This is a genomic window from Sphingomonas sp. NCPPB 2930 (assembly GCF_042867205.1).
GTDB lineage: Bacteria > Pseudomonadota > Alphaproteobacteria > Sphingomonadales > Sphingomonadaceae > Sphingomonas.
The window spans coordinates 30,825-52,350 of record NZ_JBHZQU010000008.1 but is presented as its reverse complement, the minus strand read 5'-3'; the positions used below and the strand labels follow the sequence as shown (position 1 = coordinate 52,350).

Here is a 21,526-nt window from a genome sequence, read left to right as displayed (position 1 = left end):
GGGGGAGGCTAACCCGCTTTCTTCCCCGAATCCACCGGGTAAAATGTGTAGGACAGGGTGATGGTCTCGATGTCGCGCGCGTCCGGGTCGTTCAGGATCTTGGGGTCAATGAAGAAGATCACCGGCATCCGCGCCGTCTCACCGGGTTGCAGCGTCTGCTGGGTGAAGCAGAAGCACTGGATCTTGGTGAAATAGCGGCCCGCCTGGTCGGGGGTGACGTTGAAGGTCGCGGTGCCGGTGACGGGCACCTTCGCATTGTTGGTCGCGGTGAAGAACACCATGTCGCGCGCGCCGATATCGACCGTCTCGTGCGGGTTTTCGGGCTTGAAGGTCCAGGCCAGCCGCGAGGAGACATTGGCGTCGAAATCGACGCGGATCTGGCGGTGGACGCTGCCCGGCGCGGCCGCCCCGCGCTGGGTCGTGCCCTGATAGCCCGTAACCTGGCAGAACATGCGGTAGAGCGGCACGCTGGCAAAGGCGAGGCCGGTCATGAACACCACGCCGAACAGCGCGAACGCGACCGTCCGGGCCTGGCGCGTCAGCCGCATCAGTGCATCCCCGACCGGATCTTCGACAGGGTGATGAAGAAGATCAGCACGACCAGGAAGCCGAGCAGCAGGGCCATCACCATGGCACGGGCGCGCTGCTTGGCGCGAATCCGATTCGAATCGTCAGGCGTCATGCCCAACGATCCACCACCAGCGCGCCGAAGAGAAGGAAAAGATAGAGGATCGAATATTTGAACAGCCGCTTTTCGGGCTTCATCGCGTCATCGGGCCGGGTGTGGCGAAAGGCGACCACCGCGGCATAGGCGGCGAAGATCGCCGTCCCGACGCTGGCGATCGCGCCATAGATCGCACCCGTCAGGCCCAGCGGCCAGGGCGCGACGGCGGCGATGGCCATCGGGATGGTGTAGAGCCCGATCTGCGCCCGCGTCACCCGCTCGCCCGCGACGACGGGCAGCATCGGCACACCCGCATTGGCGTAATCGGTCTTCACGAACAGCGCGAGCGCCCAGAAATGCGGCGGGGTCCACAGGAAGACGAGGCTGAACAGCAGGAAGGGCAGCAGCGCCACTTCGCCGGTCGCGGCGGCCCAGCCGATCAGCGGCGGAAACGCCCCCGCCGCGCCGCCGATGACGATATTCTGCGGCGTCCGCCGCTTCAGCCAGACGGTATAGACGAGGACGTAGAACAGGATCGAGACGGTCAGGATCCCCGCGGCGACGTAATTCACCGCCAGCCCCATCAGCAGCACCGAGAAACAGGCCAGCCCCACCCCGAAATGCAGCGCCGACTCGCGGGTCATCCGACCGGCGGGCAGGGGACGCTTGGCGGTGCGCTTCATCAGCGCATCCAGGTCCGCCTCATACCATTGGTTGAGCGCCCCCGCCGCGCCGGCGCCCAGCGCGATGCACAATATGGCAGTGAAGCCGATCACCGGATCGACCCCCACCGGCGCGGCCAGCATTCCGCACAGGCCGGTGAACACGACCAGCGTCATCACCCGCGGCTTGGTCAGGGCGAGGAAGTCGCGCCAGTCGGCGGGCACGAAAACGGAAGAGGGAATGCTGGACATGGGAGTCCCGCATATAGGGCTTGGCGGGGAGGGGGGCAATCGAAGCGTCTGTGCCGGGGCTGGGGGGAGTCTCATCAAGGTCAACCCCTGGGGCACCCCCTCCCCCGCCTGCGGGATGGGGAGAAGAATATGGCCCCGCCCGCCAAGAGCGCACCCCCTCCCGCAAGCGGGAGGGGGACGGGGGGAGGGCCAGAGGTCTCACCGAGACCATCGCCCGTGGCCTGCCCTCCCCCATCCCCTCCCGCCTGCGGGAGGGGCGTGCCCAGTACCGATGGGCCTCAGCCCTTCAGCGTCGCCATGTCGATGACGAAGCGATATTTCACATCGCTCTTCTGCATCCGGTCATAGGCGGTGTTGACCTCGTCCATCGCGATCATCTCGATATCGGCGGTCAGGCCGTGCTGGTGGCAGAAGTCCAGCATCTCCTGCGTCTCGGCGATGCCGCCGATCAGCGAGCCCGCCAGCGACCGACGGCGGAAGACGAGATTGCCGACCGAAGGCGACGGGTGCGGCGAGTCGGGCACGCCGACCAGCGTCATCGTCCCATCGCGCTTGAGCAGCATCAGGAACGCGTCGAGATCGTGCGGCGCGGCCACGGTGTTCAGGATGAAGTCGAAGCTATTGGCGTGTTCCGCCATCTGCGCCTCGTCCTTCGACACGATCAGGTCCTTGGCGCCCAGCCGCTTGGCGTCGTCGCGCTTGCCCGGTGACGTCGAGAAGACATAGACCTCGGCCCCCATCGCGGCGGCGATCTTCACACCCATATGGCCCAGGCCGCCCAGACCGACGATGCCGACCTTCTGGCCCGGCCCGACCTTCCAGTGGCGCAAGGGGGAATAGGTGGTGATTCCGGCGCAGAGCAAAGGTGCGACGGCGGCCAGATCGGCATCGTCATGGTTGATCTTCAGGACGAAGCCTTCCTTGACCACGATATGGTCGGAATAGCCGCCGAAGGTATGGCCGCCCAGCACGGGGTCGGGGCCGTTATAGGTGCCGACGAAGCCGGTCGTCTCGCAATATTGCTCCTCGCCGTCATGGCAGGACGGGCAATGGCCGCAACTGTCGACCATGCAGCCGACGCCGACCAGATCGCCGACCCGGTACTTGGTCACGGCATCGCCGACGGCGGTCACGCGCCCGACGATCTCATGGCCCGGCACGCACGGATATTGGGTGCCCGCCCATTCGCTCCGTGCGGTGTGGAGGTCGGAGTGGCAGACCCCGCAATAGAGGATGTCGATCGCGACATCGTCGCCCTGCGGATCGCGACGCTCGAAGGAAAAGGGCGCGAGCGGGGTCTCGGCCGACTGGGCGGCATAGCCCTTGGCGGGAGTGGGCATGGAAGCTCCTCTGGAAATCTGTGACGCGACCGAAGGATCGCGGCGCCCATATGGGGCGGGCGGAGTCGCGTGCCAGCCAAGAGAAGGGCAAGTTTTTCCGATCGTTGATGATCGGATAATCGCCGCAATGCAGGATGTTATATTGTCACTATACTATTCGCGGCCATGCTTTGGGGGGCAAAGATTGTCCGGAGCCGGCCGGGAAAGGCGGTATTCCGGCCCCGATCCTATCCCATGAATCCCTGGTTCCAGGTCGAGGCGTCGTAATTGCCGATATTGGGAAGCACGGTGCGCAAGCCGCCCGAGTCGATCCCGAACCAACTGGCCAGCGTCGCGGCATATTGATCGACCGACATGGTGGGCAGCAGGCGGCCTTGCCCGACATCGTCGCTGCTGTTCGTGCCGACGATCGGCGCCTTGCCATAGAAACGCTGGCCCCGCACCGCGCCGCCAACGACGAAATGCATGCCGCCCCAGCCATGGTCGGAGCCGTCGTCATTGGATTGCAGCGTCCGCCCGAAGTCGGAGGCGGTGAAGCTGGTCACCTGATTGGCGACGCCCATCGCAGCGGTGGTGTCGTAAAAGGCCTTCATCGCCGCCGACACCTTGGCGAGCAGCCCCGGATGCTGCGCGACCAGATTGTCGTGCAGGTCGAACCCGCCCATCGAGACGAAGAAGACCTGCCGCTTCAGCCCCAGCGTCTGGCTGATCGCGATCATCCGCGCGACCATCCTCAACTGGTCGGCCAGCGTGTTGCCGGAGGGGAAGAGCGGGAAATTGGCGGCGGGCGCCCCGGCCAGCGCGCTGCTCAACTGCGCCTGGATGTCGAGCGCGCGCTTGCTGATCCGGGCATGTTCGCTCGCCATGGCAAAGCCCGGCTCGGTGGTCATCAACCCGCGCAGCGTGTCGAGCGCCGTTGACGAGCCATAGAGCGTCCGGCTGCCGCCGAGCAGCGCCACCGGCCCGCCCGTGCCCACCGCATATTGGATCGCGCTGCGCCCGGTCAGATAGACGGCGTTGCCGCTGGTGTTGATGCAGGTCAGCGCGGCGGCGCCGTTGCCGCTCTGGAACACGTCGCCAATCCGTCCGCCCCAGCCGCTCGTCGCACCCTCCGGGGTCGAGGCCTGGAAGAAGCTCTGCTGGTCGTTGTGGCTGAACAGCTTGGGCGGCAGCCTGACGGTGCGGTTGGCATATTGCGTCTTGGTCGTCGGCTCGACCAGCGTGCCGACGTTCAGCGCCACCGCCATCTTGCCCGCCGCGAACAGCTGGCTCATCTCGGGCATCGATGGCGACAGCGCATAGGCGCGGCCCCCCGGCAGCGCGACGGCGGGATTCAGGACGCTGCCCGCCAGCGCATCGCGCTGATAGCCGATATTGGCGCGCGCCGCGCGATAGGCCGCGAAGCTGGTCTCGTCATAGGGGACGAGCGTGTTGGCATAGTCGTTGCCGCCGTACAGGAACACGCAGACCAGCGCCTTGTAATCCGACGCGGTGGCCGCCGCCGCCTCGCCGATCGCGGCCAGGCTGGTGACAAAGGGGGTAGCGGTGCCCGCCAGGCCGAGCAGCGCGCTGCGCTTCAGGAAGGCGCGTCGGGACTGATCGTGGATCATGCTCATCACCGCAGGGTCAGATAGTCGGGGGAGGCCATGGTCAGCAGGATCGCGATGCCGACCCGGTTGATCGCGCCGTTGGTCGCAGTGGCCGACACGCTGTCGACCGCGCCCCGGATCGCGGCCAGCGTCGCGGTGGAGAGCTGCCCGGCGGCGAGGACCAGGTTCACCTCGTCGACCAGCGCCTGCGCATCGGCCGCCTTGGTCAGGATCGCGCTATAGTCCGCCTTCACATCGCCGGTGCCGTTGGCGATCAGGCCGTACATATAGTTCACATAGCCCATGACGCTTTGTTCGTTGGTGATCTGGAACTCGGGCGCGACCAGCCCGGCGCTGGCGATGCTGGTCCCCGCCGGGGTGTAGCCGGGGCGGTAGAAGTTGAAGACCGAGGGGCTGCGGCCCTTGCTCTGTCCCAGCCGGTTGGCGGGATTGGAGGTGTCGCCGATCGCCCAGCCATTGGACGGCGAGGTGACGCCGAAGGCGCGCGCCCAGCCGGTCAGCCGCAGCACCGGCTCGCGCAGCTTGCCCGCGGTGGTGGCGCTGGACAGGGTGCGGGCCTCGCTGTCGAGCAGGATGGCGCGGATCACCGCCTTCATGTCGCCGCGCACCCCCTGGCCATTGTCGGCGAACGCGGTCGCGACGCGGGTGACATAGGCGGGCGAGGGATTGCTGGTGACGAGCCGCTGGATCAGCTGCTTCGAGATGAAGGGCGCGACGTTGGGATGCGCGAAGATCGTGTCCAGCGCCGCCTTGATCCCCGCCATGCCGCCGCCCGACACGGTCGTGCCGAGAAAGCTGGACGCGCCGGTTTCGTTCAGCGCGGCGTTCATCACCAGCGGCTGGCGATAGCGCGCCGGGGTCGAGCTGTCGTTCGTCGCGGGCACCAGCCCGGTGAAGACGCGCGCCAGCCCCGACACATCGGCCTGGTTATAGGTCTCGACCGGCTGCCCGCCGTTCAGCCGGGGCGATCCGTCCATGTTGAGTTGGTAAAGGCCGAGCGTGAACAGCTGCATCAGCTCGCGCGCGTAATTCTCGTCGGGCTGCGCGCCGGTCGCGGCATTGGCCTTGCGGTTCGACAGATAGGTCAGATAGCTGCCCATCGCGAAGCTGGTCGTTACCGCGCCCAGCAGGTCGCGATAATTGCCGAAGGCGTTGTCGAGCAGGATGTCGACATAGGCGGCCATGCTGAAGGCGCGCCACGCATCGTTGATGCCGTCCACCCCGACGACGAGGATGTCGAGCAGCGCCATGCCCACCCGCTGGCGCAGCTGGTCGGGCTCGACGATCATCTGGCGCCACAGCGTCGGGTCGAGCCCGGCGAGCGAATTGCGGTTGGCCGCCGCGTCATAGCCGTTCGCGGTCAGCCAGTCCCAATGGCTGGTCGCCCGCCCCATCGCGAATTGATCGGTCAGCCAGCCGTCATAGCCGCGCGACACGACCGCATCGATCCCGCTGCGGGTCGCGCCCATCGTCGCCTGTGCCAGGAATCGACTCGCCTCGGTGGTGGTGGGAGAGGGGGTGACGACGACGACCGGCGTGGTGGTCGAACCGCCCGCGCCGGTGCCGGTGGCCCCCGCGCTTCCGCTGCCCCCGCCGCCACAGGCCGCGAGCGCCAGCAGGGGCAGCATCGCCGCGGCGCTCGCGCCGTGTCGCGCGATCGGACCCGGCCCGCCTGCCCGATGTTCGGACAAGAGGAAGTCCGCGTCCCTGTCTCCGGTCGCCTCCGCCGGTCGGATGCTGACCGTAGGTTCGTCCCGCTGCATCGCCGCGCTATCCTGCCAACCCGCCGCCCGTCGCGGCAGGACGATATGTGCCGCACCTGTGGATAACAATCGGTGAAAGGTTCCGCCGTTCGTCGCAGCCCAGGGGCGGCTGGCGGCATTAAGGGGTCCATATCGGCATAGCGGACATGCAAAAGACCCCGGAGGCGATGCTCCGGGGTCTTGCAAGGGCGGCGTGGAGCCGGGCGGTCAGTCGATGCGCGGCAGCGTCTCGAACTGGTGATAGGGCGGCGGGCTGGACAGCGTCCATTCCAGCGTCGTCGCGCCCTCGCCCCACGGATTGTCACCCGCGGGCTTGCCCGCGATCAGCGACCAGATCAGGTTGATGAAGAAGATCGCCATGCCCGCCGCCATGATCTCATAGCCGTGGGTCGCGACCTTGTTCCACAACGCGAAGGCATCCGGATAGTCGGGATAGCGGCGCGGCATGCCCTGGAGCCCCAGGAAGTGCATCGGGAAGAACAACAGGTTCACGCCCGCGAAGAAGACCCAGAAATGCAGCTGGCCGAGCAGCTCGCTATACATCTTCCCCGACATTTTCGGGAACCAGTAATAGAAGCCCGCGAACAGCGCGAAGACCGCGCCCAGCGACAGGACATAGTGGAAATGCGCGACGACATAATAGGTGTCGTGCATGTAATCGTCGATGCCGCCGTTCGCGAGCACCACGCCGGTCACGCCGCCGACGGTGAACATGAAGATGAAGCCGATCGCCCAGACCATCGGCGTCTTGAAGGTCAGCGAACCGCCCCACATGGTCGCGATCCACGAGAAGATCTTGATGCCGGTCGGCACCGCGATGATCATCGTCGCGGCGGTGAAATACATCTTGGTGTTCACGCTCAGGCCGGTGGCGAACATATGGTGCGCCCACACGACGAAGCCGACCACGCCGATCGCGACCATGGCATAGGCCATGCCGAGATAGCCGAAGACGGGCTTGCGGCTGAAGGTCGCGATGATCTGGCTGACGATGCCGAAGCCCGGCAGGATCATGATGTACACTTCGGGATGGCCGAAGAACCAGAAGAGATGCTGGTACAGGATCGGGTCGCCGCCCCCGGCGGGGTCGAAGAAGGTCGTGCCGAAATTGCGGTCGGTCAGCAACATGGTGATCGCGGCGGCCAGCACCGGCAGCGACAGCAGCAGCAGGAAGGCGGTGACCAGCACCGACCAGACGAACAGCGGCATCTTGTGCAGCGTCATGCCCGGCGCGCGCATGTTGAAGATGGTGGTGATGAAGTTGATCGCCCCCAGGATCGACGAGGCGCCCGCCAGATGGAGCGACAGGATCGCCATGTCGACCGACGGCCCCGGCTCGCCGAAGGTCGATAGCGGGGCGTATGCGGTCCAGCCCACGCCTGCGCCCGACCCGAAAAAGGGCGAGGCGAGCAGCAGCGTGAAGGCCGGGATCAGCAGCCAGAAGGACACGTTGTTCATGCGCGGGAAGGCCATGTCGGGCGCGCCGATCATGATCGGCACGAACCAGTTACCGAACCCGCCGATCATCGCGGGCATCACCATGAAGAACACCATGATCAGGCCATGCGCGGTGATCAGCACGTTCCACAGGTGCAGCGATTGGTCCAGGCTCTGCGCGCCGCCGTGCAGCATCCCCGCCCAGATGCCCAGATACTGGATACCCGGCTCGCGCAGCTCGGCACGCATCAGGCCCGAGATCGCGCCGCCGATGATCCCCGCCACGATCGCGAAGATCAGATAGAGGGTGCCGATATCCTTGTGGTTGGTCGACAGGAACCAGCGCGCGAAGAAGCCGGGCTTGTGATCGGCGTCATGGTGCGCGTGGTGATGGTCGTCATGACCGACGAAAGCCGATCCGGGGTGAAGTGCGGTGTCGGTCATGGCTTATTGTCCAGCGTTGCCGGGGCCCGCCGGATTGCCGGTGGCGCCTTGCGCGGAAGAGGGGGACTGGGCGGGCGTGGAGGCGTTTTCGGCCGGACCCGTCACCGCGTCGGCGGCATTGGCCTGCGCCGCTTCGGCGGCCGAACCCTCGGCCCCGGGCTGCGGAATGACCGAGGAGGAGGGGGCGGCCGAACCCGGCATCTTGCCGCCCTTGGCCGCGACCCATGCCGCGAACTGCGCCGGGGGCACCGCCTGCACCGCGATCGGCATGAAGGCATGGCGCGCGCCGCACAGTTCCGAACATTGCCCGAAATACAGGCCCGGCTTCTCGATGGTGAAGCTCGTCTCGTTCAACCGGCCGGGCACCGCGTCCAGCTTCATCCAGAAGGCCGGGATCGCCCAGCTGTGGATGACGTCGTTGGAGGTGGTGATGAGGCGGATCGGCACGCCCACGGGCAGGACGATGCGATTGTCCACCGCCAGCAGGCGCGGGCCGTCGGCATCGGTGCGCGCCCGCTCACCCGGCGCCACCTGATCCTTTTCCTTCAGCATGTTGGCGGTGATCTCGATCCCGCCATGATCCGGATATTGATAGGTCCAATACCATTGGTTGCCGATCGCCTTCAGCGTGACGGCCCCGGCGGGCGCGGGCTTGAACTGCGCCTGGAGCAGCCCGATCGAGGGGATGGCGATCAGGACCAGGACGACGACCGGGCCCAGCGTCCACAGCACCTCGACCAGCGTGTTGTGGCTGGTCTTGGACGGCACCGGATTGGCGGCCCGGCGATAGCGGAAGACGACCCAGGCCAGCAGCAGCAGGACGAGGACGCAGATGGCGGTGATGACCGGCACCAGCACGCCATTGTGCATCCAGTGCGCGAACTCGCCGTTCTTCGTCACCTGCGGCTGGAGCCCGATGCGGCCGTCGATCGGCAGGCCGACCTGCGGGTCGATGGTGGTCGCGGGCGCGCCGTCCTGCGCCAGCAGCGGGCTGGTCGGGGCGGCGGTGGCGGGCGCGGCGGCGCTGGTCGGCGCGGTGTTGGCGACGCCCGCACCCTCGGCCGCGGCCTGGGGAACGGGCCTGGCGGGCGCGGCCGGAGTCGCAAGGGCGGTTCCCGACAGCGCGGCGCATCCCATCCCGGCGGCGATCGCGATCGCCTTCATCCGTCTGGGCATCCTCATCCTCCGGGGTCCGGACATGCGCTTGGCCTCGCTCATCCCGCTCTCGTCTCCCATCTCCCTCGCCCGCCCATCGTGGTCCGACGGGTCGCGGGCGGGGCGTCATGTCGTTCTTGTTAGATGGACTATAGCACGGGACCGCGCCCCCTCAACCCATAGCTGTCGCGACCATGATTGCGCCCGCGCAGGCGCGATCCTATGAGGCCGGGTCATCTGATAACGACCTGCCGGAGTTGCCCCGCATGACCGATGACGACGTCCTTGCCGAGTTCCGCGCCGCCGAGGCGCTCCTCGAGGGGCATTTCATCCTGTCCTCGGGCCTGCGCAGCCCCCGCTATCTGCAATGCGCGCGCGTCCTGATGGACCCGGCGCGCGCGGCGCGGCTGTGCGAGGCGGTGGCGGCCAAGATCCCGGCCGAGATCAGGGCGCAGATCAGCGCGGTCGTCGCCCCGGCCATGGGCGGCGTGATCGTCGGCCATGAAATGGCGCGCGCGCTGGGCGTACCGGGCATGTTTCTGGAGCGGCCCGAGGGAACCTTCCACCTGCGTCGCGGCTTCCGGCTTGATGCAGGTCAGAAGGTGCTGATGATGGAGGACGTGGTCACCACCGGGCTGTCGAGCCGGGAGGCGATCGCCGCCATCGCGCGCGAAGGGGGGCAGACGATCGCGGCGGCCTCGTTGGTCGATCGTTCCAACGGCGCGGCCGATCTGGGCGTTCCCTTCTTCCCGCTGATCCGCCTCGACGTGCCCAGCTACAGCCTCGACGATCTGCCGCCCGAACTGGCCGCGATCCCTGCGATCAAGCCGGGGAGCCGCGCGGCGGCATGAGCGGGCATCTGCGGCTGGGGGTCAATATCGACCATGTCGCGACCGTGCGCAACGCGCGCGGGGCGGGCTATCCCGATCCGGTCAAGGCGGCGCTGCTCGCGGCCGAGGCGGGGGCCGACGGCATCACCGCGCATCTGCGCGAGGACCGGCGGCATATCACCGACGACGACATCGCGCGGCTGTCGGCCGAACTGACCGTGCCGCTCAACCTGGAGATGGCGGCCACGCAAGAGATGCTGGCCATCGCGCTGAAGCATCGTCCGCACGCCGCCTGCATCGTCCCCGAAAAGCGCGAGGAGCGCACGACCGAGGGCGGGCTGGACGCCGCCGGGCAACGCGAATGGCTGGCCCCGATGGTGGCGCAGCTGGGCGAGGCGGGCATCCGCGTCTCGCTGTTCATCGAACCCGATCCCCGCCAGATCGAGGCGGCGCTGGCCCTGCGCGTGCCGGTGGTCGAACTTCACACCGGCCGCTATGCCGAACTGGACGGCGAGGACCGCACCGCGGAACTCCGTCGCCTGTCGGACGCCGCCGCGCTGGCCGCCAAGAACGGGATCGAGGTCCATGCCGGTCACGGCCTGACCTATGACAATGTCGCCCCCATCGCGGCGATCCCGCAGGTGCGCGAGCTGAACATCGGCCATTTCCTGATCGCCGATGCGGTGTTCGTCGGCCTGCCCGAAGTGGTCCGCAAGATGCGCGCCGCGATGGACGTGGCGCGGTGAATCCTCCCCGGCACGGGGAGGGGGACCAGCCGCAGGCTGGTGGACGGGGAGCGCCCCAAATGACTCGCGTGGTGGAGAACCCCCTCCACCACCGCTCCGCGGCGGTCCCCCTCCCCGTACCGGGGAGGATGTCATGATCATCGGCCTGGGCTCCGACCTCTGCAATATCGAGCGCATCCAGGCCGCGCTCGACCGGCATGGCGGCCGGTTCGAGGCGCGCTGCTTTACGGATGTGGAGCAGGCCAAGGCGGCGAAACGCCCCTTCACCCGCGCCGGAACCTACGCCAAGCGCTTCGCCGCCAAGGAGGCCTTTTCCAAGGCGGTGGGCACGGGTTTTGCGCAAGGCGTGTTCATGCGCGACATCGGCGTCGTCAACCAGCCCGGCGGCGCACCGACGCTGGTCCTGACCGGCGGCGCGCGCGAACGACTTGACGCGATGACCCCGCCGGGCCACGTCGCGCATATTCACTTGACCATGACCGACGATCACCCCTGGGCGCAGGCCTTTGTGGTGATCGAGGCAAGACCGGAAGTTTCCGCATGAAGGACGCGGTGTTGGATACCAACCAGGGCTCGCCCACGGACCAGCCGGGGCCGCAGCCGTCGGATTCCGCGCCCCGACCCAGGAAGCGCACCGACTGGTGGTCCGAGGTCAAGGGGCTGTTCTGGCTGCTGCTGATCGTGCTGGGCTTCCACAGCTTCATCGCCAAGCCCTTCTACATCCCGTCCGAATCAATGCTGCCGGGCCTGCGCGTCGGCGACCGGCTGGTCGTCAGCAAATTCGCCTATGGCTGGTCCTTCGTCTCGCCGACCATCCCCAATCCGGTGGCGATCTTCAAATCGGTCGTGCTGCACCAGCCGACCGACAGCTGGAGCTTCCAGCTGCCCTTCATCCATGGCCGCCTCTTCGGCTCGCTGCCGACGCGCGGCGATGTGGTGATCGTGACCCCGCCGGGGACGCATAACGACTATATCAAGCGGGTCATCGGCCTGCCCGGCGACCGGCTGGAGGTGCGCGACGGCACCGTCATCCTGAACGGCCAGCCGGTGAAGCGCGGGCCGCTCCATTATGTCGACATCCCGGTCGACACCAACAGCCCGTGCAACGCGTCCGACTATGGCGACGGGGCGAAGGTGCGGCTGGCGAGCGGCCAATGGGTCTGCCACCTGCCGATCGTGACCGAGACGCTGCCCAACAACCGCCGCTACGACACGGTCGAGCTGGGCTGGAGCCCGGGCGACAATTACGGCCCGATCACCATCCCGGCCAATCATGTCTTCCTGATGGGCGACAATCGCGACCGTTCGGCGGACAGCCGCTTCTCGCTGGCCGAGCTGGGGCTGGGCGGCGCGGTGCCCTATGAGAATATCGGCGGGCGGGCCGAGTTCGTGACGTTCAGCCTGGACGGCGATGCGACGCTGAACCCGCTGACCTGGTGGGGATCGCTGCGCTCGGGCCGGGCGGGCACTTCGCTGCATCCGGCCAAGGCGGACTGAGCGCCATGACCGACCCGGCCCCGCTGACCGACGCCCCCGCACCGATCGAGTTTCGCGAGGGCTTCGTCCGGCGGGAGCTGACGCGCGCGGCGATCTGGCTGGGGCTGATCGCGGCCATGGCGATCGCGGTGCTGCTGGTCCAGCCGCTGCTGGTGATCTTTGCCGGGCTGGTCTTCGCCACGCTGCTCGACGGCGGCGTGCGGCTGCTCGGGCGGGTGTTGCCGATCGGGCGCGGCTGGCGGCTGTTGATCGTCGTGCTGGCGGTGACGGCGTTCCTGCTCGGCACCTTCTTCCTGACCGGCGTCGAGATGACGCAGCAGGTGACGCAGCTTCGCTCCACGCTGGAGACCCAGGTCGGGCGGTTGACCGAATGGCTGGCGTCGCAGGGGCTGATGCCCGGCACCTCGGACATCAACGGGCTGGTGAAACAGTCGCTGGGATCGATCGGGCGGCTGACCTCGTGGGTGGGTACGGCGGTCGGGGCGATCACCTCGGCGTTCATGATCCTCATCATCGGGCTGTTCCTGGCGATGGACCCGGAAGGCTATGCGCGCGGCCTGCAATGGATGGTCCCGCGCGCCGCGCGCGCCGAGTTCGCGATCACCCAGGCGCGCGTCATGAGCACGCTGCGCAAGCTGCTCGCCGGGCGGCTGCTGGGCATGGCGGTGGAGGGGGTGCTGACCGGCATCGCGCTGATGATCGGGGGCGTGCCGATGGCGCTGCTGCTGGGCATCATCGCGGGCATCCTGGCCTTCATCCCCAATATCGGGGCGATCATCACCGGCACGCTGATGATCGCGGTCGGCTTTTCGGCGGGGACCGATGCCGGTTTCTGGGCGATCGGCACCTATCTGGTCGTGCAGACCTTCGACGGATATGTCGTGGTGCCGATGGTCGCCAAGCGGACGGTCGACCTGCCCCCCGCGCTGACCCTGTCGACCCAGATCATGGCGAGCGCGCTGTTCGGCATCCTGGGGCTGGCGCTGGCCGACCCGATGACCGCGATGGCCAAGTCCGCGCTACAGCGCCGGTCGGAGCGCGAGGCGGCGCGCGACGGCGACAGCGCGCGCGCCGAAGCGGACATTGCCTGACGCCAGCGTCTGGCGGTTGTGCCGGGCGGTGACGATCGAATCGAACAGCGCCAGATAGCGGTCGGGCGAATCCTGCCCCGGCTGCGGCACGGGATCGGGGCGTGGCGCGACCGGGTCCAGCCAGTGGCGGAGCGCCGCGACCAGCCCCGCCAGATCCTCGCGCGCGACGACCGTGCCCAGCGCGGGGTCGCGGACGATCTCGCGCACCGCCGGGCTCGAATCGGTCGCGACGACCGGGGTCCCGACCGCCAGCGCCTCGCGCAGCACGCCGGGCACGCCTTCATAATCCGACGCCAGCGCCACCACCTGCGCCGCCGCCATCGCGGCGGGGGCGTCGGCGCTATGTCCCGGCAACGTCACGCGGCCGGTGAGGCCCAGCGCGGCGATCTGCGCGGTCAGCGCGGGGCGCAGGCTGCCTTCGCCCAGGATGGTCAGCCCGATATCGGGCGGCAGATGCGTCATCGCGGTGATCAGCCGGTCCCAGCGCTTCTGCGGCTCGAGTCGTCCGACGCCTAGGATCCGGCGACCGGGCGGGCGCGGCCGGTCGAGCGCCAGGTCGGGCAGCGCGGCGGGCGGGTTGGGGATGACCGCGACCGACAGCCCGGTGGCATCCTGCGCCGCGCGGGCGGTGGCGGGGGTCATCGCCACCAGCGCGTCGAGGAACAGCCGGTGCCGCGCCAGCCATTGCCGCTGGCCCCAGGCGAGGACGGGATGATGGTCGCCGCGATCGACCGCGTTCGACATCTTGGCGACGATCGGCGGGCAGGCCCCGGCCAGCCGCAACCGGCTCCATGCCGCCATGCTGGTATAATGATTGCCGGGGCAGAAGATGATGTCGGGCCGCATCCGCCCGATCATCGCGGGCAGGGTGGTGCACAGCCCGGCATAGCTCTGATGCCCCAGCGTCACCGTCTCCACCCCCATCGGCACGCCCGCCTGGAACTGGCCGCTTTCCTCGCCCAGCACCAGCGTCACCCGGCGGCCGCGGTCCAGCCAGCCCTGGAACATCCGGCCCAGCGCCGCTTCCACGCCGCCGCGCATCGCCAGCGCGTAAGTCAGGATATGATCGGCTGGCATGGGCTCCCACGGGGACGATGGCGACAATGGGATGCGGCGATAATCGGCGCTTGTCGCTCAATTATGTCAGGATCAGCCCTATGGTGGACACAATCAGCGGACAGAGATGAATTCTTATTCAGGTGCGAGAAAGCAGTGTTGAGGTTAGCGGGCGCCGCCGGCGCGCCGCCGCCGAGGAATCTCCCTAACGTGCAGAATGAACGAGATGATCCCATGACCCCGCAACAGGCGATCCCGTCTGCGACGAGCGGACCGGTCGCGCGCGACATGGCCGCGCTGGAGCCGCTGAAGACCGTGAAGAGCCGCTGGCCCGCCATTATCGGCGGGGCGCTGACGCTCGCCATGATCGTGGGGCTGGGGCATGAGCTGCTGGGGCGCGGACTGGTCGGGCTGAGCCATTCGGTGCCGACCAATCCGATGTTCTACATCGTCTTCTTCGGCCTCTACATGGCGCTGCCGATCGGCGACTACATCATCTTCCGGCGGCTGTGGGGCATTCCGATCAGCGGCATGGCCGCGCTGATCCGCAAGCGGATCGCCAATGAGGTCGCGTTCAGCTATTCGGGCGAGGCCTATTTCTATGCCTGGGCGCGCGCCAATGCGAAGATGGTCGCGGCGCCCTTCGGCGCGGTCAAGGATGTCGGCATCCTGTCGGCGATCGCGGGCAATGCGATCACCCTGTTGATGATCGGGCTGGCGCTGCCGGTCGGGCGCGAATTGCTGACCGCCGACCAGTTGCGGCTGGTCTGGGGATCGATCGCGATCGTCATGGCGACCTCCTTGCCCTTCCTGATCTTCTCGCGCCGGGTCTTCTCGCTCGATCGCAGGACGCTCTGGTGGGTCTTCATGGTCCATTGCGTCCGCCTGATCGCCAATTCGCTGCTGGTGGCGCTCGCCTGGCATTACGGGATGCCCAGCGTGTCGCTCGGCATGTGGCTGTTCCTGTCGGCGGCGCGGCTGCTCGTCTCGCGCCTGCCGCTGGTGCCCAACAAGGACCTTCTTTTCGCCAATTTCGCGATCCTGTTGATCGGGCAGGATCAGGAATTGAGCGAACTGATCGCGTTCACCGCGGCGCTAACTTTGTTGGTCCATGTCGTGCTGATCGCCGGGTTCGGTTTGACGGCGTTGGTTCGGAAGGTGCGCGCATGATTCGCGTGATGAAGATGATGGCGGTTGCGGTGGTCGCGCTGGCGGTGGTGCCGCAGGCGGCGGGCGCGCAGGTATTGGGCAGCGATGCGGCGGCCTGCACCGGCGGCGGCGGCCCGGCGATCCTGGCCCGGATCGAGGGGCTGAAGGACCGCAAGGGCAATCTGAAGCTGGAACTCTATCCGGCGAACGAGGAGGATTTCCTGGCCGACGACGGCGTGCTGGTCCGCGCGGGCAAGACGTTCCGCCGCGTCCAGGTGCCGACGCCGACGGGCGGCGGGCCGATCGCGATGTGCATCCGGGTGCCGCGCCCGGGCCGCTATGCGCTGTTGTTCACGCATGACCGCGATGGCAAGAACAAGTTCAACTTCTGGAGCGACGGCGCGGGCTTCCCGGCCAACACCAAGCTGGGCCGCCGCAAGCCGCCGCTCGAATCGGCGCTGATCGACGTGCCGTCGGGGGTGGCGACGGTGACCATCCGCGCCCAATATCTGCGGGGCCTGAGCGGCTTCGGCCCGGTCGAATAAGGGGAAGACGATGCGTATCGTCGACGTCAACGAATTCTACTCGCCCACCGGCGGGGGGGTGCGGACCTATATCGACCGCAAGATGTCGATCCTGGCCGAGATGGGCCATGAGCTGATCGTCCTGGCCCCCGGCACCGAGGACATGGTCGAGGAGCGTCCGGGCGGCGGCAAGATCATCTATATCAAGGCGCCGCGCCTGATCCTGGACACCAATTACGGCATGTTCTGGGACGGCGCGCCCGTCTGTCGCCTACTCGACGAGCTGGACCCCGACATCGTCGAGGTGTCCTCGCCCGCCAAGCCCGCCTGGTTCGTCGCCAACTGGCAGGGGCGCGCGAAGAAGGTCTTCTTCATGCACAACGACAATGTCGGCACCTATCCGGTCCGCTGGCTGGACGGCATCGTCGCGCAGGAGCGGGTGGAGGACTGGTTCAGCTGGTACAGCCGCTACATGAACCGCTTCCTCGACCATTACGACCTGGTGCTGTCCAACGGCCCGGCGCTGGTCAAGCGGCTGGGCAAGCGCGGCGTGCGGGTGGACGAGGGGATTCCGCTGGGCATCGAGCGGCATTTCTTCTCGCCCGACCACCGCGACGAACGGCTGCGTGCGGCGCTGCTGGCGCAGTGTGCGCTGCCCGAGGATGCGCATCTGCTGCTGGGGCTGGGGCGGCATCACCCCGAAAAGCGCTGGACGATGGTGATCGACGCGGTCGAGCGGGTGGCCTCCAGCCGTCCGGTCGGGCTGGTCCTGATCGGCGGCGGCGTCGCCAGCCGCGCGCTGGAGAAGCGGATCGCGGGCAGCCCGCATATCCGCCTGTTCCGCCCGGTCTATGACCGCCCGCGCCTGGCGCGGATCATGGCGAGCTGCGACGCGCTGGTCCATGGGTGCGAGACCGAGACCTTCGGCCTGGTGGCGTCGGAGGCGCTGGCCTCCGGATTGCCGCTGGTGGTGCCCGATTATGGCGGGTGCGCCGAGGTCGCCAATCCGCTGTTCGCCGAGACGTTCCGCGCCCGCGACGGCGCGGCCTGCGCCGAGGCGATCGAGCGGCTCCTGTCCCGCGACCAGCGTGTCCTGCGCAACGCCGCGCGCGTGGCGGCGGGCAAGGTGTTCAGCGACCGCGACCATGCCGATGCGCTGATCGCGCGCTATCAGCGGCTGCTCGACGAGGGCGCGGAGCAGCGCGCGGTCGCTTAAGCCGAAACGGACCTTTCGTGCCGCTCGGGAGTCTGTCATCATGACAAAAATGTCATGGGAGATGGTCGATGGGTCGGGGCTTCGCAGTCGTGATCGGCGTCATGCTGGTGTCCACGGGCACGGCCCAGGCTGCCGACCGTCCCCCGATCGAAAGCTGGGGTAAGCCCGGCGTCGGCTATGACCAGTACCGCTCCGACTCGGTGGAATGTGCCAAGGCCGGCTATTTCCGCGATGTCTCGCAGGACGAACTGGCCAAGCGTTTCATCGCCGGTTTCACGGCGGCCGATAATGCATTGAACGGCGGCGGGGCAGTGGGAGGCTGGACCGATTCGATATTGCGGACTCAACCCGATCGGCAGAAGCGCCTGCTCCACGCCATTCAAGTTGGCGATGTCGAACAATGTCTGGTCGACAAGGGCTATCGCAAGTTCAGCCTGACCAAAAGCGAGCAGAAGACGCTGAGCCGATACCCGAAAGGATCGGAGGCCCGGCGCCAATATCTCCATGCCCTGGCCGCGCGTCAGGTGGCGGCGTCATGAAGCGGGTATGTTTCGCCGTTATGCTGGCGATATCGTCGGTCTCGGCGTCGGCGGCATCGCGTGGGCCCGTGGAAAGCTGGGGCAAGCCCGGCATCGGCTTTGCCCAATACCGTGCCGACGCGATCGAATGTGCCAAGACCGGTTACTTCCGAGACGTGTCGCAGGACGAACCGGCCAAGCGTTTCATCCGGGGGTTCGAGACGGCGGATCGCCTTTTGAATTTCCCCAGCGTTTCCGAAAGCGATAGCTGGGGCGATTCGGTCCGGCGAACGCAACCCGACCGGCAGAAGCGTGACCTTCAGGCGATTCAGGTCGGCGATGTCGAGCAATGCCTGACCGGCAAGGGCTATCACCGCTTCACCCTGACGCGCGCCGAGGTGAAGACACTGTCCCGCTATCCACGCGGGTCAGAAGCGCGGCGCCAATATCTTCACAGCCTCGCCGCGCGCTGATCAGGCGGCGAGCAAATCCGCATAGCGCGACGGCGTATGGGTCCTCGCCAGCCGCGAATAGGTCTTGTCGATGCTGTCGAGCAGCGCGGGCACGCCATTGTCGCCCGGATGGACCGCGACCCGCGCCACCGGCGTCGGGCGCAGGCCGTGGCGCAGCACGGCGGCGGCGGCGAGCGAGCTCAACTGCCGCCCGCGCGAGCGACTCGCCCAGGTCACGACCGGCCCGCGCGCGACGATCCGGCCATCGGCGGGCGTCCAGACGCGGAAATGATCCTCGGCCAGACCGAAGCCCGCATCGCCCAGCGCCGCCCGCGCCTCGTCCGAATAGAGCCAGGCGGGCGCGATGAAGCCGGTCGCGCGACGGCCGATGATATCCTCGATCAGCGCGGTGCCGCGCTTCATCCGGCGGAGCGCCTCGGCGTGGGGCAAGCCGACGAACTCGCCTTCGCCCGCGGTCATGTGCTTGGCCTTCAGCGCGGTCTTCTGGTCGGTGTGGACCATGTCGTCCTTGTGCGACCAGCCATGGACGAACATCTCGATCCCCATGTCCGCCCAGTCGCGCAGGCGGGTGGCAAAGGGGGTGCCCGGCGCGATCGGCGCGCTGTTCCAATGGTCGGGGATGACCAGCATGGCCAGGCGCGGCCCGCCGAGATGCCCCGACAGCCGGTCGAACAGCGCATCGACCGCCCCCTCGAACCGGGGGGACACGTCATGGATCGAGGCGAGAAGGCGTTTCATCGCGTGGATTTATAGACGCTGATCATCTCATTGCCCATCGGCAGTTTCGCGGTCAGCCGGTATCCGTTGGCCATCGCCGCCATGATGCGGGCATGGGCGGCGGGCCGCTCGCCATTATAGGGCGGGCGCATCACGACCACGGCGGGGCGACGGGCAAGGATTTGGGCGATCTCGGCATCCTGGTCGACGCCGGTGGCGCCCGCTTCGCGCGCCCGGCTGAGATGCGCGGGCACGATATAGCGCGACAGGGTGCAACGCTCGGTCGCGACATAGAGCATCGTGCTGCCCGAATAGACATAGAGGCATCCCGGCCCCTTGCCGACCGCCTGGGACAAGGCAGCGAACTCGGCGGGGCCGCCCCGCTCGTGGCGCAGCGCGACCAGCACGATCTGCCCGGCCAGCGCGGCGGTCAGCAGCAGCGCGGGCGTATAGCGCCGCCGCCAGTCCGCGCGCCCCAGCATCGCGGCGGCGGCGGTGCAGGCGGGCAGCAGGATGGGCAGGCCATAATGGTCGAACCAGGGCCGGAACAGCAGCACGCCGACGATGGCGGCGGCCAGCCAGACCGCCAGGAAGCCATGCTCCCGAGTGCGGGTCGCGCGCTTGAGGCCCAGCACCGCCAGCGTCACGACCGGCGACAGGATCAGGACCATCTGCCCCAGATTGCCCGCCAGCTCGGGCAGGGGATCGGGGTTGCGGTGGAAGATCGACAGGAAATTGGCGTAGAGGAATGCGTCCCACTGGCCGATCGCGGCATAGACGCCCGCCGCCAGCGCGGTCGGGATCAGCGACACCAGGACCAGCGCCACGCCGTACAGGATCAGCGCGACCGGGCTCCGGCTCCGCCGCCACTCGCTGCCCAGCAGCCAGAGGCCGAAGACCATCCCCTCGAACACCGCCGAATATTTGATCTGGAGGACCAATCCGACCAGCGCCATCGCGGCCAGCCCCAGGCTGCGCACCCCCCGCCGATCCGATTCGAGGATCGCCCAGGCCGCGCCCATCATCAGCAGATTGTAGAAGACCGGCGCCTGCCCGCCCTGTCCGCCGAGCAGGCCGAGCCACAGGATATAGGCGATGCCCGCCGCCGTCGCGCCCGCGCCCCAGCCGAGTCGCTCCGCCATCCGCGCGACCAGCCATCCGGTCGCGACCACGCTGGCCAGTGCCATCGCCTGATAGGCCCAGATGCCCGCCGGAAACCCGAATGCGGCTGGCACGGCATAGAGCAGGAACAGCCCGATCGGCTTGCGGTCCCACACATCGACGAAGGGCCACGCGCCCTGCCACATCGCATGGCCGGTGAAGAAGTAGAATTCCTCGTCCACATGGACCACCGGATTGCCGAAGGTCGCCATGCGGGCGAGGATCGCTACGGCGAGCAGGATGAGGAGGCGGTGGTTCGCCGTGGCGGGGCGATTGCTAGGCAGTCTCGACATTCGGATAGGTCCAGAATCATTCCTCCCCTGCAAGGGGAGGGGGACCATGCGAAGCATGGTGGAGGGGTGTCCCCGGCGGCGAGGGTATCCCTGTCCTATCTGGCCGGGACACCCCTCCGTCAGGCCTGCGGCCTGCCACCTCCCCTTGCAGGGGAGGAAAGGGAATTACCGCGTCGCGGTGACGAAATAGTCGAGCGCGGTCCAGTCGCTGACCATGAACCCCTTGGTCGGCGAGAAGCTGAGCCCCCGCACGTCACGCACCTGCAATCCGGCATCGGTCAGCAGTGCGGACAATTCCTCCGGCGTCAGGAATTTCGACCAGTCATGCGTGCCCTTGGGGATCGCGCCCGTCCCCTCCGCCAGCGTGATGAGCGCCAGTTTCGACAGCGGCGTGCGGTTGGGCGTCGACAGGATCATCAGCCCGCCGGGTGCCAGCGCATCGGCCAGCCCGCGCACGAAGCGCGCCGGATCGGCGACATGCTCGATCACCTCCAGCGAGGTGACGAGGTCGAACGTCTCGCCCGCCAGCCCCTCGACGCTGCCCGCGCGGTAATGGATCGCCAGGCCCGATTGCGCGGCATGGGCGGCGGCGACCGCGACATTCTCGGCCGCCGCGTCCAGCCCCGTCACCTCGGCGCCCAGGCGCGCCAGCGGCTCGCACAGCAGCCCCGCGCCGCAGCCGACGTCGAGCGCGCGCTTGCCCGAAAGCGGGGTGAAGCCCTGCCCATCGGCATCCCAATGCAGATCCATCTGCTCGCGGATATAGCGCAGGCGCGGCGGGTTCAGCCGGTGCAGCATCGCGCTCGACCCTTTTGGGTCCCACCACTCGGCCGCCATCTTTCCGAAATGTGCGGCTTCGGCGCCTATAATGGTAGAATCGTTCAAATGGCTTGCGTTCGTCATGGGGGCTACCTATCAGGACCGCCGT

General features: G+C 67.7%; 22 protein-coding genes. 10 read left to right on the top strand and 12 right to left on the bottom strand.

Annotated elements, in window-relative coordinates:
• Window positions 1-8: 8 nt before the first annotated feature.
• From ACFX59_RS10925 to coxB, 8 genes are all read right to left on the bottom strand, one after another.
• The gene (locus ACFX59_RS10925) at window positions 9-548 is read right to left on the bottom strand and encodes a cytochrome c oxidase assembly protein (protein ID WP_307101518.1); all 540 of its coding nucleotides are present in this window, start codon (window positions 546-548) and stop codon (window positions 9-11) included.
• Window positions 548-682 carry a hypothetical protein gene (locus tag ACFX59_RS10920; RefSeq protein ID WP_307101516.1) on the bottom strand — a complete coding sequence of 45 codons (135 nt, stop codon included), beginning with the start codon at window positions 680-682 and terminating at the stop codon, window positions 548-550. The genes ACFX59_RS10925 and ACFX59_RS10920 overlap by 1 nt, the downstream gene beginning before the upstream one ends.
• Complete coding sequence (locus tag ACFX59_RS10915; RefSeq protein WP_307101514.1) at window positions 679-1,578, bottom strand: heme o synthase; 900 nt, start codon at window positions 1,576-1,578, stop codon at window positions 679-681. Before ACFX59_RS10915 ends, ACFX59_RS10920 begins: the two co-directional genes overlap by 4 nt.
• Window positions 1,579-1,856: 278 nt before the next feature.
• Complete coding sequence (locus tag ACFX59_RS10910; RefSeq protein WP_387432275.1) at window positions 1,857-2,918, bottom strand: NAD(P)-dependent alcohol dehydrogenase; 1,062 nt, start codon at window positions 2,916-2,918, stop codon at window positions 1,857-1,859.
• Between the two features lie 227 nt (window positions 2,919-3,145).
• Window positions 3,146-4,528 carry a DUF1501 domain-containing protein gene (locus ACFX59_RS10905; protein WP_387432273.1) on the bottom strand — a complete coding sequence of 461 codons (1,383 nt, stop codon included), beginning with the start codon at window positions 4,526-4,528 and terminating at the stop codon, window positions 3,146-3,148.
• Window positions 4,529-4,533: 5 nt separating this feature from the next.
• Window positions 4,534-6,291 (bottom strand): DUF1800 family protein, encoded by a 1,758-nt coding sequence (locus ACFX59_RS10900; RefSeq protein WP_387432272.1) that lies wholly within the window; start codon window positions 6,289-6,291, stop codon window positions 4,534-4,536.
• A 207-nt stretch (window positions 6,292-6,498) separates the two neighbouring features.
• A complete protein-coding gene (ctaD, locus tag ACFX59_RS10895; RefSeq protein ID WP_309690941.1) occupies window positions 6,499-8,172 on the bottom strand; it encodes a cytochrome c oxidase subunit I in 1,674 nt (557 codons plus the stop codon).
• A 3-nt stretch (window positions 8,173-8,175) separates the two neighbouring features.
• Window positions 8,176-9,348, bottom strand: coding sequence for a cytochrome c oxidase subunit II (gene coxB, locus ACFX59_RS10890; RefSeq protein ID WP_387432271.1), 1,173 nt, complete (start codon window positions 9,346-9,348; stop codon window positions 8,176-8,178).
• 245 nt (window positions 9,349-9,593) lie between these two features.
• Here coxB and pyrE point away from each other — a divergent pair, with 245 nt between their 5' ends.
• The 5 genes from pyrE (at window position 9,594) to ACFX59_RS10865 (ending at window position 13,491) form a co-directional block, all read left to right on the top strand.
• A complete protein-coding gene (gene pyrE, locus ACFX59_RS10885) occupies window positions 9,594-10,178 on the top strand; it encodes an orotate phosphoribosyltransferase (RefSeq protein ID WP_387432270.1) in 585 nt (194 codons plus the stop codon).
• Window positions 10,175-10,903, top strand: a complete 729-nt coding sequence (locus ACFX59_RS10880) for a pyridoxine 5'-phosphate synthase (RefSeq protein WP_387432269.1) — start codon at window positions 10,175-10,177, stop codon at window positions 10,901-10,903. The genes pyrE and ACFX59_RS10880 overlap by 4 nt, the downstream gene beginning before the upstream one ends.
• Before the next feature lie 133 nt (window positions 10,904-11,036).
• Complete coding sequence (gene acpS, locus ACFX59_RS10875; protein ID WP_387432267.1) at window positions 11,037-11,447, top strand: holo-ACP synthase; 411 nt, start codon at window positions 11,037-11,039, stop codon at window positions 11,445-11,447.
• On the top strand, window positions 11,444-12,400 hold the full coding sequence (gene lepB / locus ACFX59_RS10870) for a signal peptidase I (protein WP_309690930.1): 957 nt from the start codon (window positions 11,444-11,446) through the stop codon (window positions 12,398-12,400). Before acpS ends, lepB begins: the two co-directional genes overlap by 4 nt.
• Before the next feature lie 5 nt (window positions 12,401-12,405).
• Window positions 12,406-13,491 carry an AI-2E family transporter gene (locus tag ACFX59_RS10865; RefSeq protein ID WP_387432265.1) on the top strand — a complete coding sequence of 362 codons (1,086 nt, stop codon included), beginning with the start codon at window positions 12,406-12,408 and terminating at the stop codon, window positions 13,489-13,491.
• Here the strand turns inward: ACFX59_RS10865 and ACFX59_RS10860 are convergent.
• Window positions 13,420-14,568: a glycosyltransferase gene (locus ACFX59_RS10860; protein ID WP_387432263.1), complete on the bottom strand. Its 1,149-nt coding sequence runs from the start codon at window positions 14,566-14,568 to the stop codon at window positions 13,420-13,422. The two genes, ACFX59_RS10865 and ACFX59_RS10860, sit on opposite strands and share 72 nt — an antisense overlap.
• 213 nt (window positions 14,569-14,781) lie before the next feature.
• Here ACFX59_RS10860 and ACFX59_RS10855 point away from each other — a divergent pair, with 213 nt between their 5' ends.
• The 5 genes from ACFX59_RS10855 (at window position 14,782) to ACFX59_RS10835 (ending at window position 18,427) form a co-directional block, all read left to right on the top strand.
• Window positions 14,782-15,717, top strand: coding sequence for a hypothetical protein (locus tag ACFX59_RS10855; RefSeq protein ID WP_309690927.1), 936 nt, complete (start codon window positions 14,782-14,784; stop codon window positions 15,715-15,717).
• Window positions 15,714-16,241 (top strand): DUF2141 domain-containing protein, encoded by a 528-nt coding sequence (locus ACFX59_RS10850; RefSeq protein WP_387432262.1) that lies wholly within the window; start codon window positions 15,714-15,716, stop codon window positions 16,239-16,241. The genes ACFX59_RS10855 and ACFX59_RS10850 overlap by 4 nt, the downstream gene beginning before the upstream one ends.
• Before the next feature lie 10 nt (window positions 16,242-16,251).
• The gene (locus tag ACFX59_RS10845) at window positions 16,252-17,436 is read left to right on the top strand and encodes a glycosyltransferase (RefSeq protein ID WP_387432260.1); all 1,185 of its coding nucleotides are present in this window, start codon (window positions 16,252-16,254) and stop codon (window positions 17,434-17,436) included.
• A gap of 68 nt (window positions 17,437-17,504) precedes the next feature.
• Complete coding sequence (locus ACFX59_RS10840) at window positions 17,505-17,975, top strand: hypothetical protein (protein ID WP_387432259.1); 471 nt, start codon at window positions 17,505-17,507, stop codon at window positions 17,973-17,975.
• Entirely contained in the window at window positions 17,972-18,427 is a 456-nt protein-coding gene (locus tag ACFX59_RS10835) for a hypothetical protein (RefSeq protein WP_387432258.1), read from the top strand. The genes ACFX59_RS10840 and ACFX59_RS10835 overlap by 4 nt, the downstream gene beginning before the upstream one ends.
• On the opposite strand, the gene ACFX59_RS10830 is transcribed toward ACFX59_RS10835, so the two are convergent.
• The 3 genes from ACFX59_RS10830 to ubiG form a co-directional block, all read right to left on the bottom strand.
• Window positions 18,428-19,165 (bottom strand): DUF2334 domain-containing protein, encoded by a 738-nt coding sequence (locus tag ACFX59_RS10830; RefSeq protein ID WP_387432256.1) that lies wholly within the window; start codon window positions 19,163-19,165, stop codon window positions 18,428-18,430. It abuts the gene before it with no gap.
• Entirely contained in the window at window positions 19,162-20,598 is a 1,437-nt protein-coding gene (locus ACFX59_RS10825; RefSeq protein WP_387432255.1) for a hypothetical protein, read from the bottom strand. Before ACFX59_RS10825 ends, ACFX59_RS10830 begins: the two co-directional genes overlap by 4 nt.
• A 165-nt stretch (window positions 20,599-20,763) precedes the next feature.
• Window positions 20,764-21,501 (bottom strand): bifunctional 2-polyprenyl-6-hydroxyphenol methylase/3-demethylubiquinol 3-O-methyltransferase UbiG, encoded by a 738-nt coding sequence (gene ubiG / locus ACFX59_RS10820; protein ID WP_387432253.1) that lies wholly within the window; start codon window positions 21,499-21,501, stop codon window positions 20,764-20,766.
• Between the last annotated feature and the right edge of the window lie 25 nt (window positions 21,502-21,526).

Excerpts from the sequence above, each read along its gene's own strand:
- ACFX59_RS10900 (WP_387432272.1), bottom strand. The coding sequence starts at position 6,291 with ATGCAGCGGGACGAACCTACGGTCAGCATCCGACCGGCGGAGGCGACC.
- ACFX59_RS10915 (WP_307101514.1), bottom strand. The coding sequence starts at position 1,578 with ATGTCCAGCATTCCCTCTTCCGTTTTCGTGCCCGCCGACTGGCGCGAC.
- ACFX59_RS10830 (WP_387432256.1), bottom strand. The coding sequence starts at position 19,165 with ATGAAACGCCTTCTCGCCTCGATCCATGACGTGTCCCCCCGGTTCGAG.
- ACFX59_RS10920 (WP_307101516.1), bottom strand. The coding sequence starts at position 682 with ATGACGCCTGACGATTCGAATCGGATTCGCGCCAAGCAGCGCGCCCGT.
- ACFX59_RS10855 (WP_309690927.1), top strand. The coding sequence starts at position 14,782 with ATGACCCCGCAACAGGCGATCCCGTCTGCGACGAGCGGACCGGTCGCG.
- ACFX59_RS10865 (WP_387432265.1), top strand. The coding sequence starts at position 12,406 with ATGACCGACCCGGCCCCGCTGACCGACGCCCCCGCACCGATCGAGTTT.
- acpS (WP_387432267.1), top strand. The coding sequence starts at position 11,037 with ATGATCATCGGCCTGGGCTCCGACCTCTGCAATATCGAGCGCATCCAG.
- ACFX59_RS10835 (WP_387432258.1), top strand. The coding sequence starts at position 17,972 with ATGAAGCGGGTATGTTTCGCCGTTATGCTGGCGATATCGTCGGTCTCG.
- ACFX59_RS10850 (WP_387432262.1), top strand. The coding sequence starts at position 15,714 with ATGATTCGCGTGATGAAGATGATGGCGGTTGCGGTGGTCGCGCTGGCG.
- coxB (WP_387432271.1), bottom strand. The coding sequence starts at position 9,348 with ATGCCCAGACGGATGAAGGCGATCGCGATCGCCGCCGGGATGGGATGC.
- ctaD (WP_309690941.1), bottom strand. The coding sequence starts at position 8,172 with ATGACCGACACCGCACTTCACCCCGGATCGGCTTTCGTCGGTCATGAC.
- ACFX59_RS10925 (WP_307101518.1), bottom strand. The coding sequence starts at position 548 with ATGCGGCTGACGCGCCAGGCCCGGACGGTCGCGTTCGCGCTGTTCGGC.
- ACFX59_RS10840 (WP_387432259.1), top strand. The coding sequence starts at position 17,505 with ATGGGTCGGGGCTTCGCAGTCGTGATCGGCGTCATGCTGGTGTCCACG.
- ubiG (WP_387432253.1), bottom strand. The coding sequence starts at position 21,501 with ATGACGAACGCAAGCCATTTGAACGATTCTACCATTATAGGCGCCGAA.
- ACFX59_RS10845 (WP_387432260.1), top strand. The coding sequence starts at position 16,252 with ATGCGTATCGTCGACGTCAACGAATTCTACTCGCCCACCGGCGGGGGG.
- ACFX59_RS10910 (WP_387432275.1), bottom strand. The coding sequence starts at position 2,918 with ATGCCCACTCCCGCCAAGGGCTATGCCGCCCAGTCGGCCGAGACCCCG.
- lepB (WP_309690930.1), top strand. The coding sequence starts at position 11,444 with ATGAAGGACGCGGTGTTGGATACCAACCAGGGCTCGCCCACGGACCAG.
- pyrE (WP_387432270.1), top strand. The coding sequence starts at position 9,594 with ATGACCGATGACGACGTCCTTGCCGAGTTCCGCGCCGCCGAGGCGCTC.
- ACFX59_RS10825 (WP_387432255.1), bottom strand. The coding sequence starts at position 20,598 with ATGTCGAGACTGCCTAGCAATCGCCCCGCCACGGCGAACCACCGCCTC.
- ACFX59_RS10905 (WP_387432273.1), bottom strand. The coding sequence starts at position 4,528 with ATGATCCACGATCAGTCCCGACGCGCCTTCCTGAAGCGCAGCGCGCTG.
- ACFX59_RS10860 (WP_387432263.1), bottom strand. The coding sequence starts at position 14,568 with ATGCCAGCCGATCATATCCTGACTTACGCGCTGGCGATGCGCGGCGGC.
- ACFX59_RS10880 (WP_387432269.1), top strand. The coding sequence starts at position 10,175 with ATGAGCGGGCATCTGCGGCTGGGGGTCAATATCGACCATGTCGCGACC.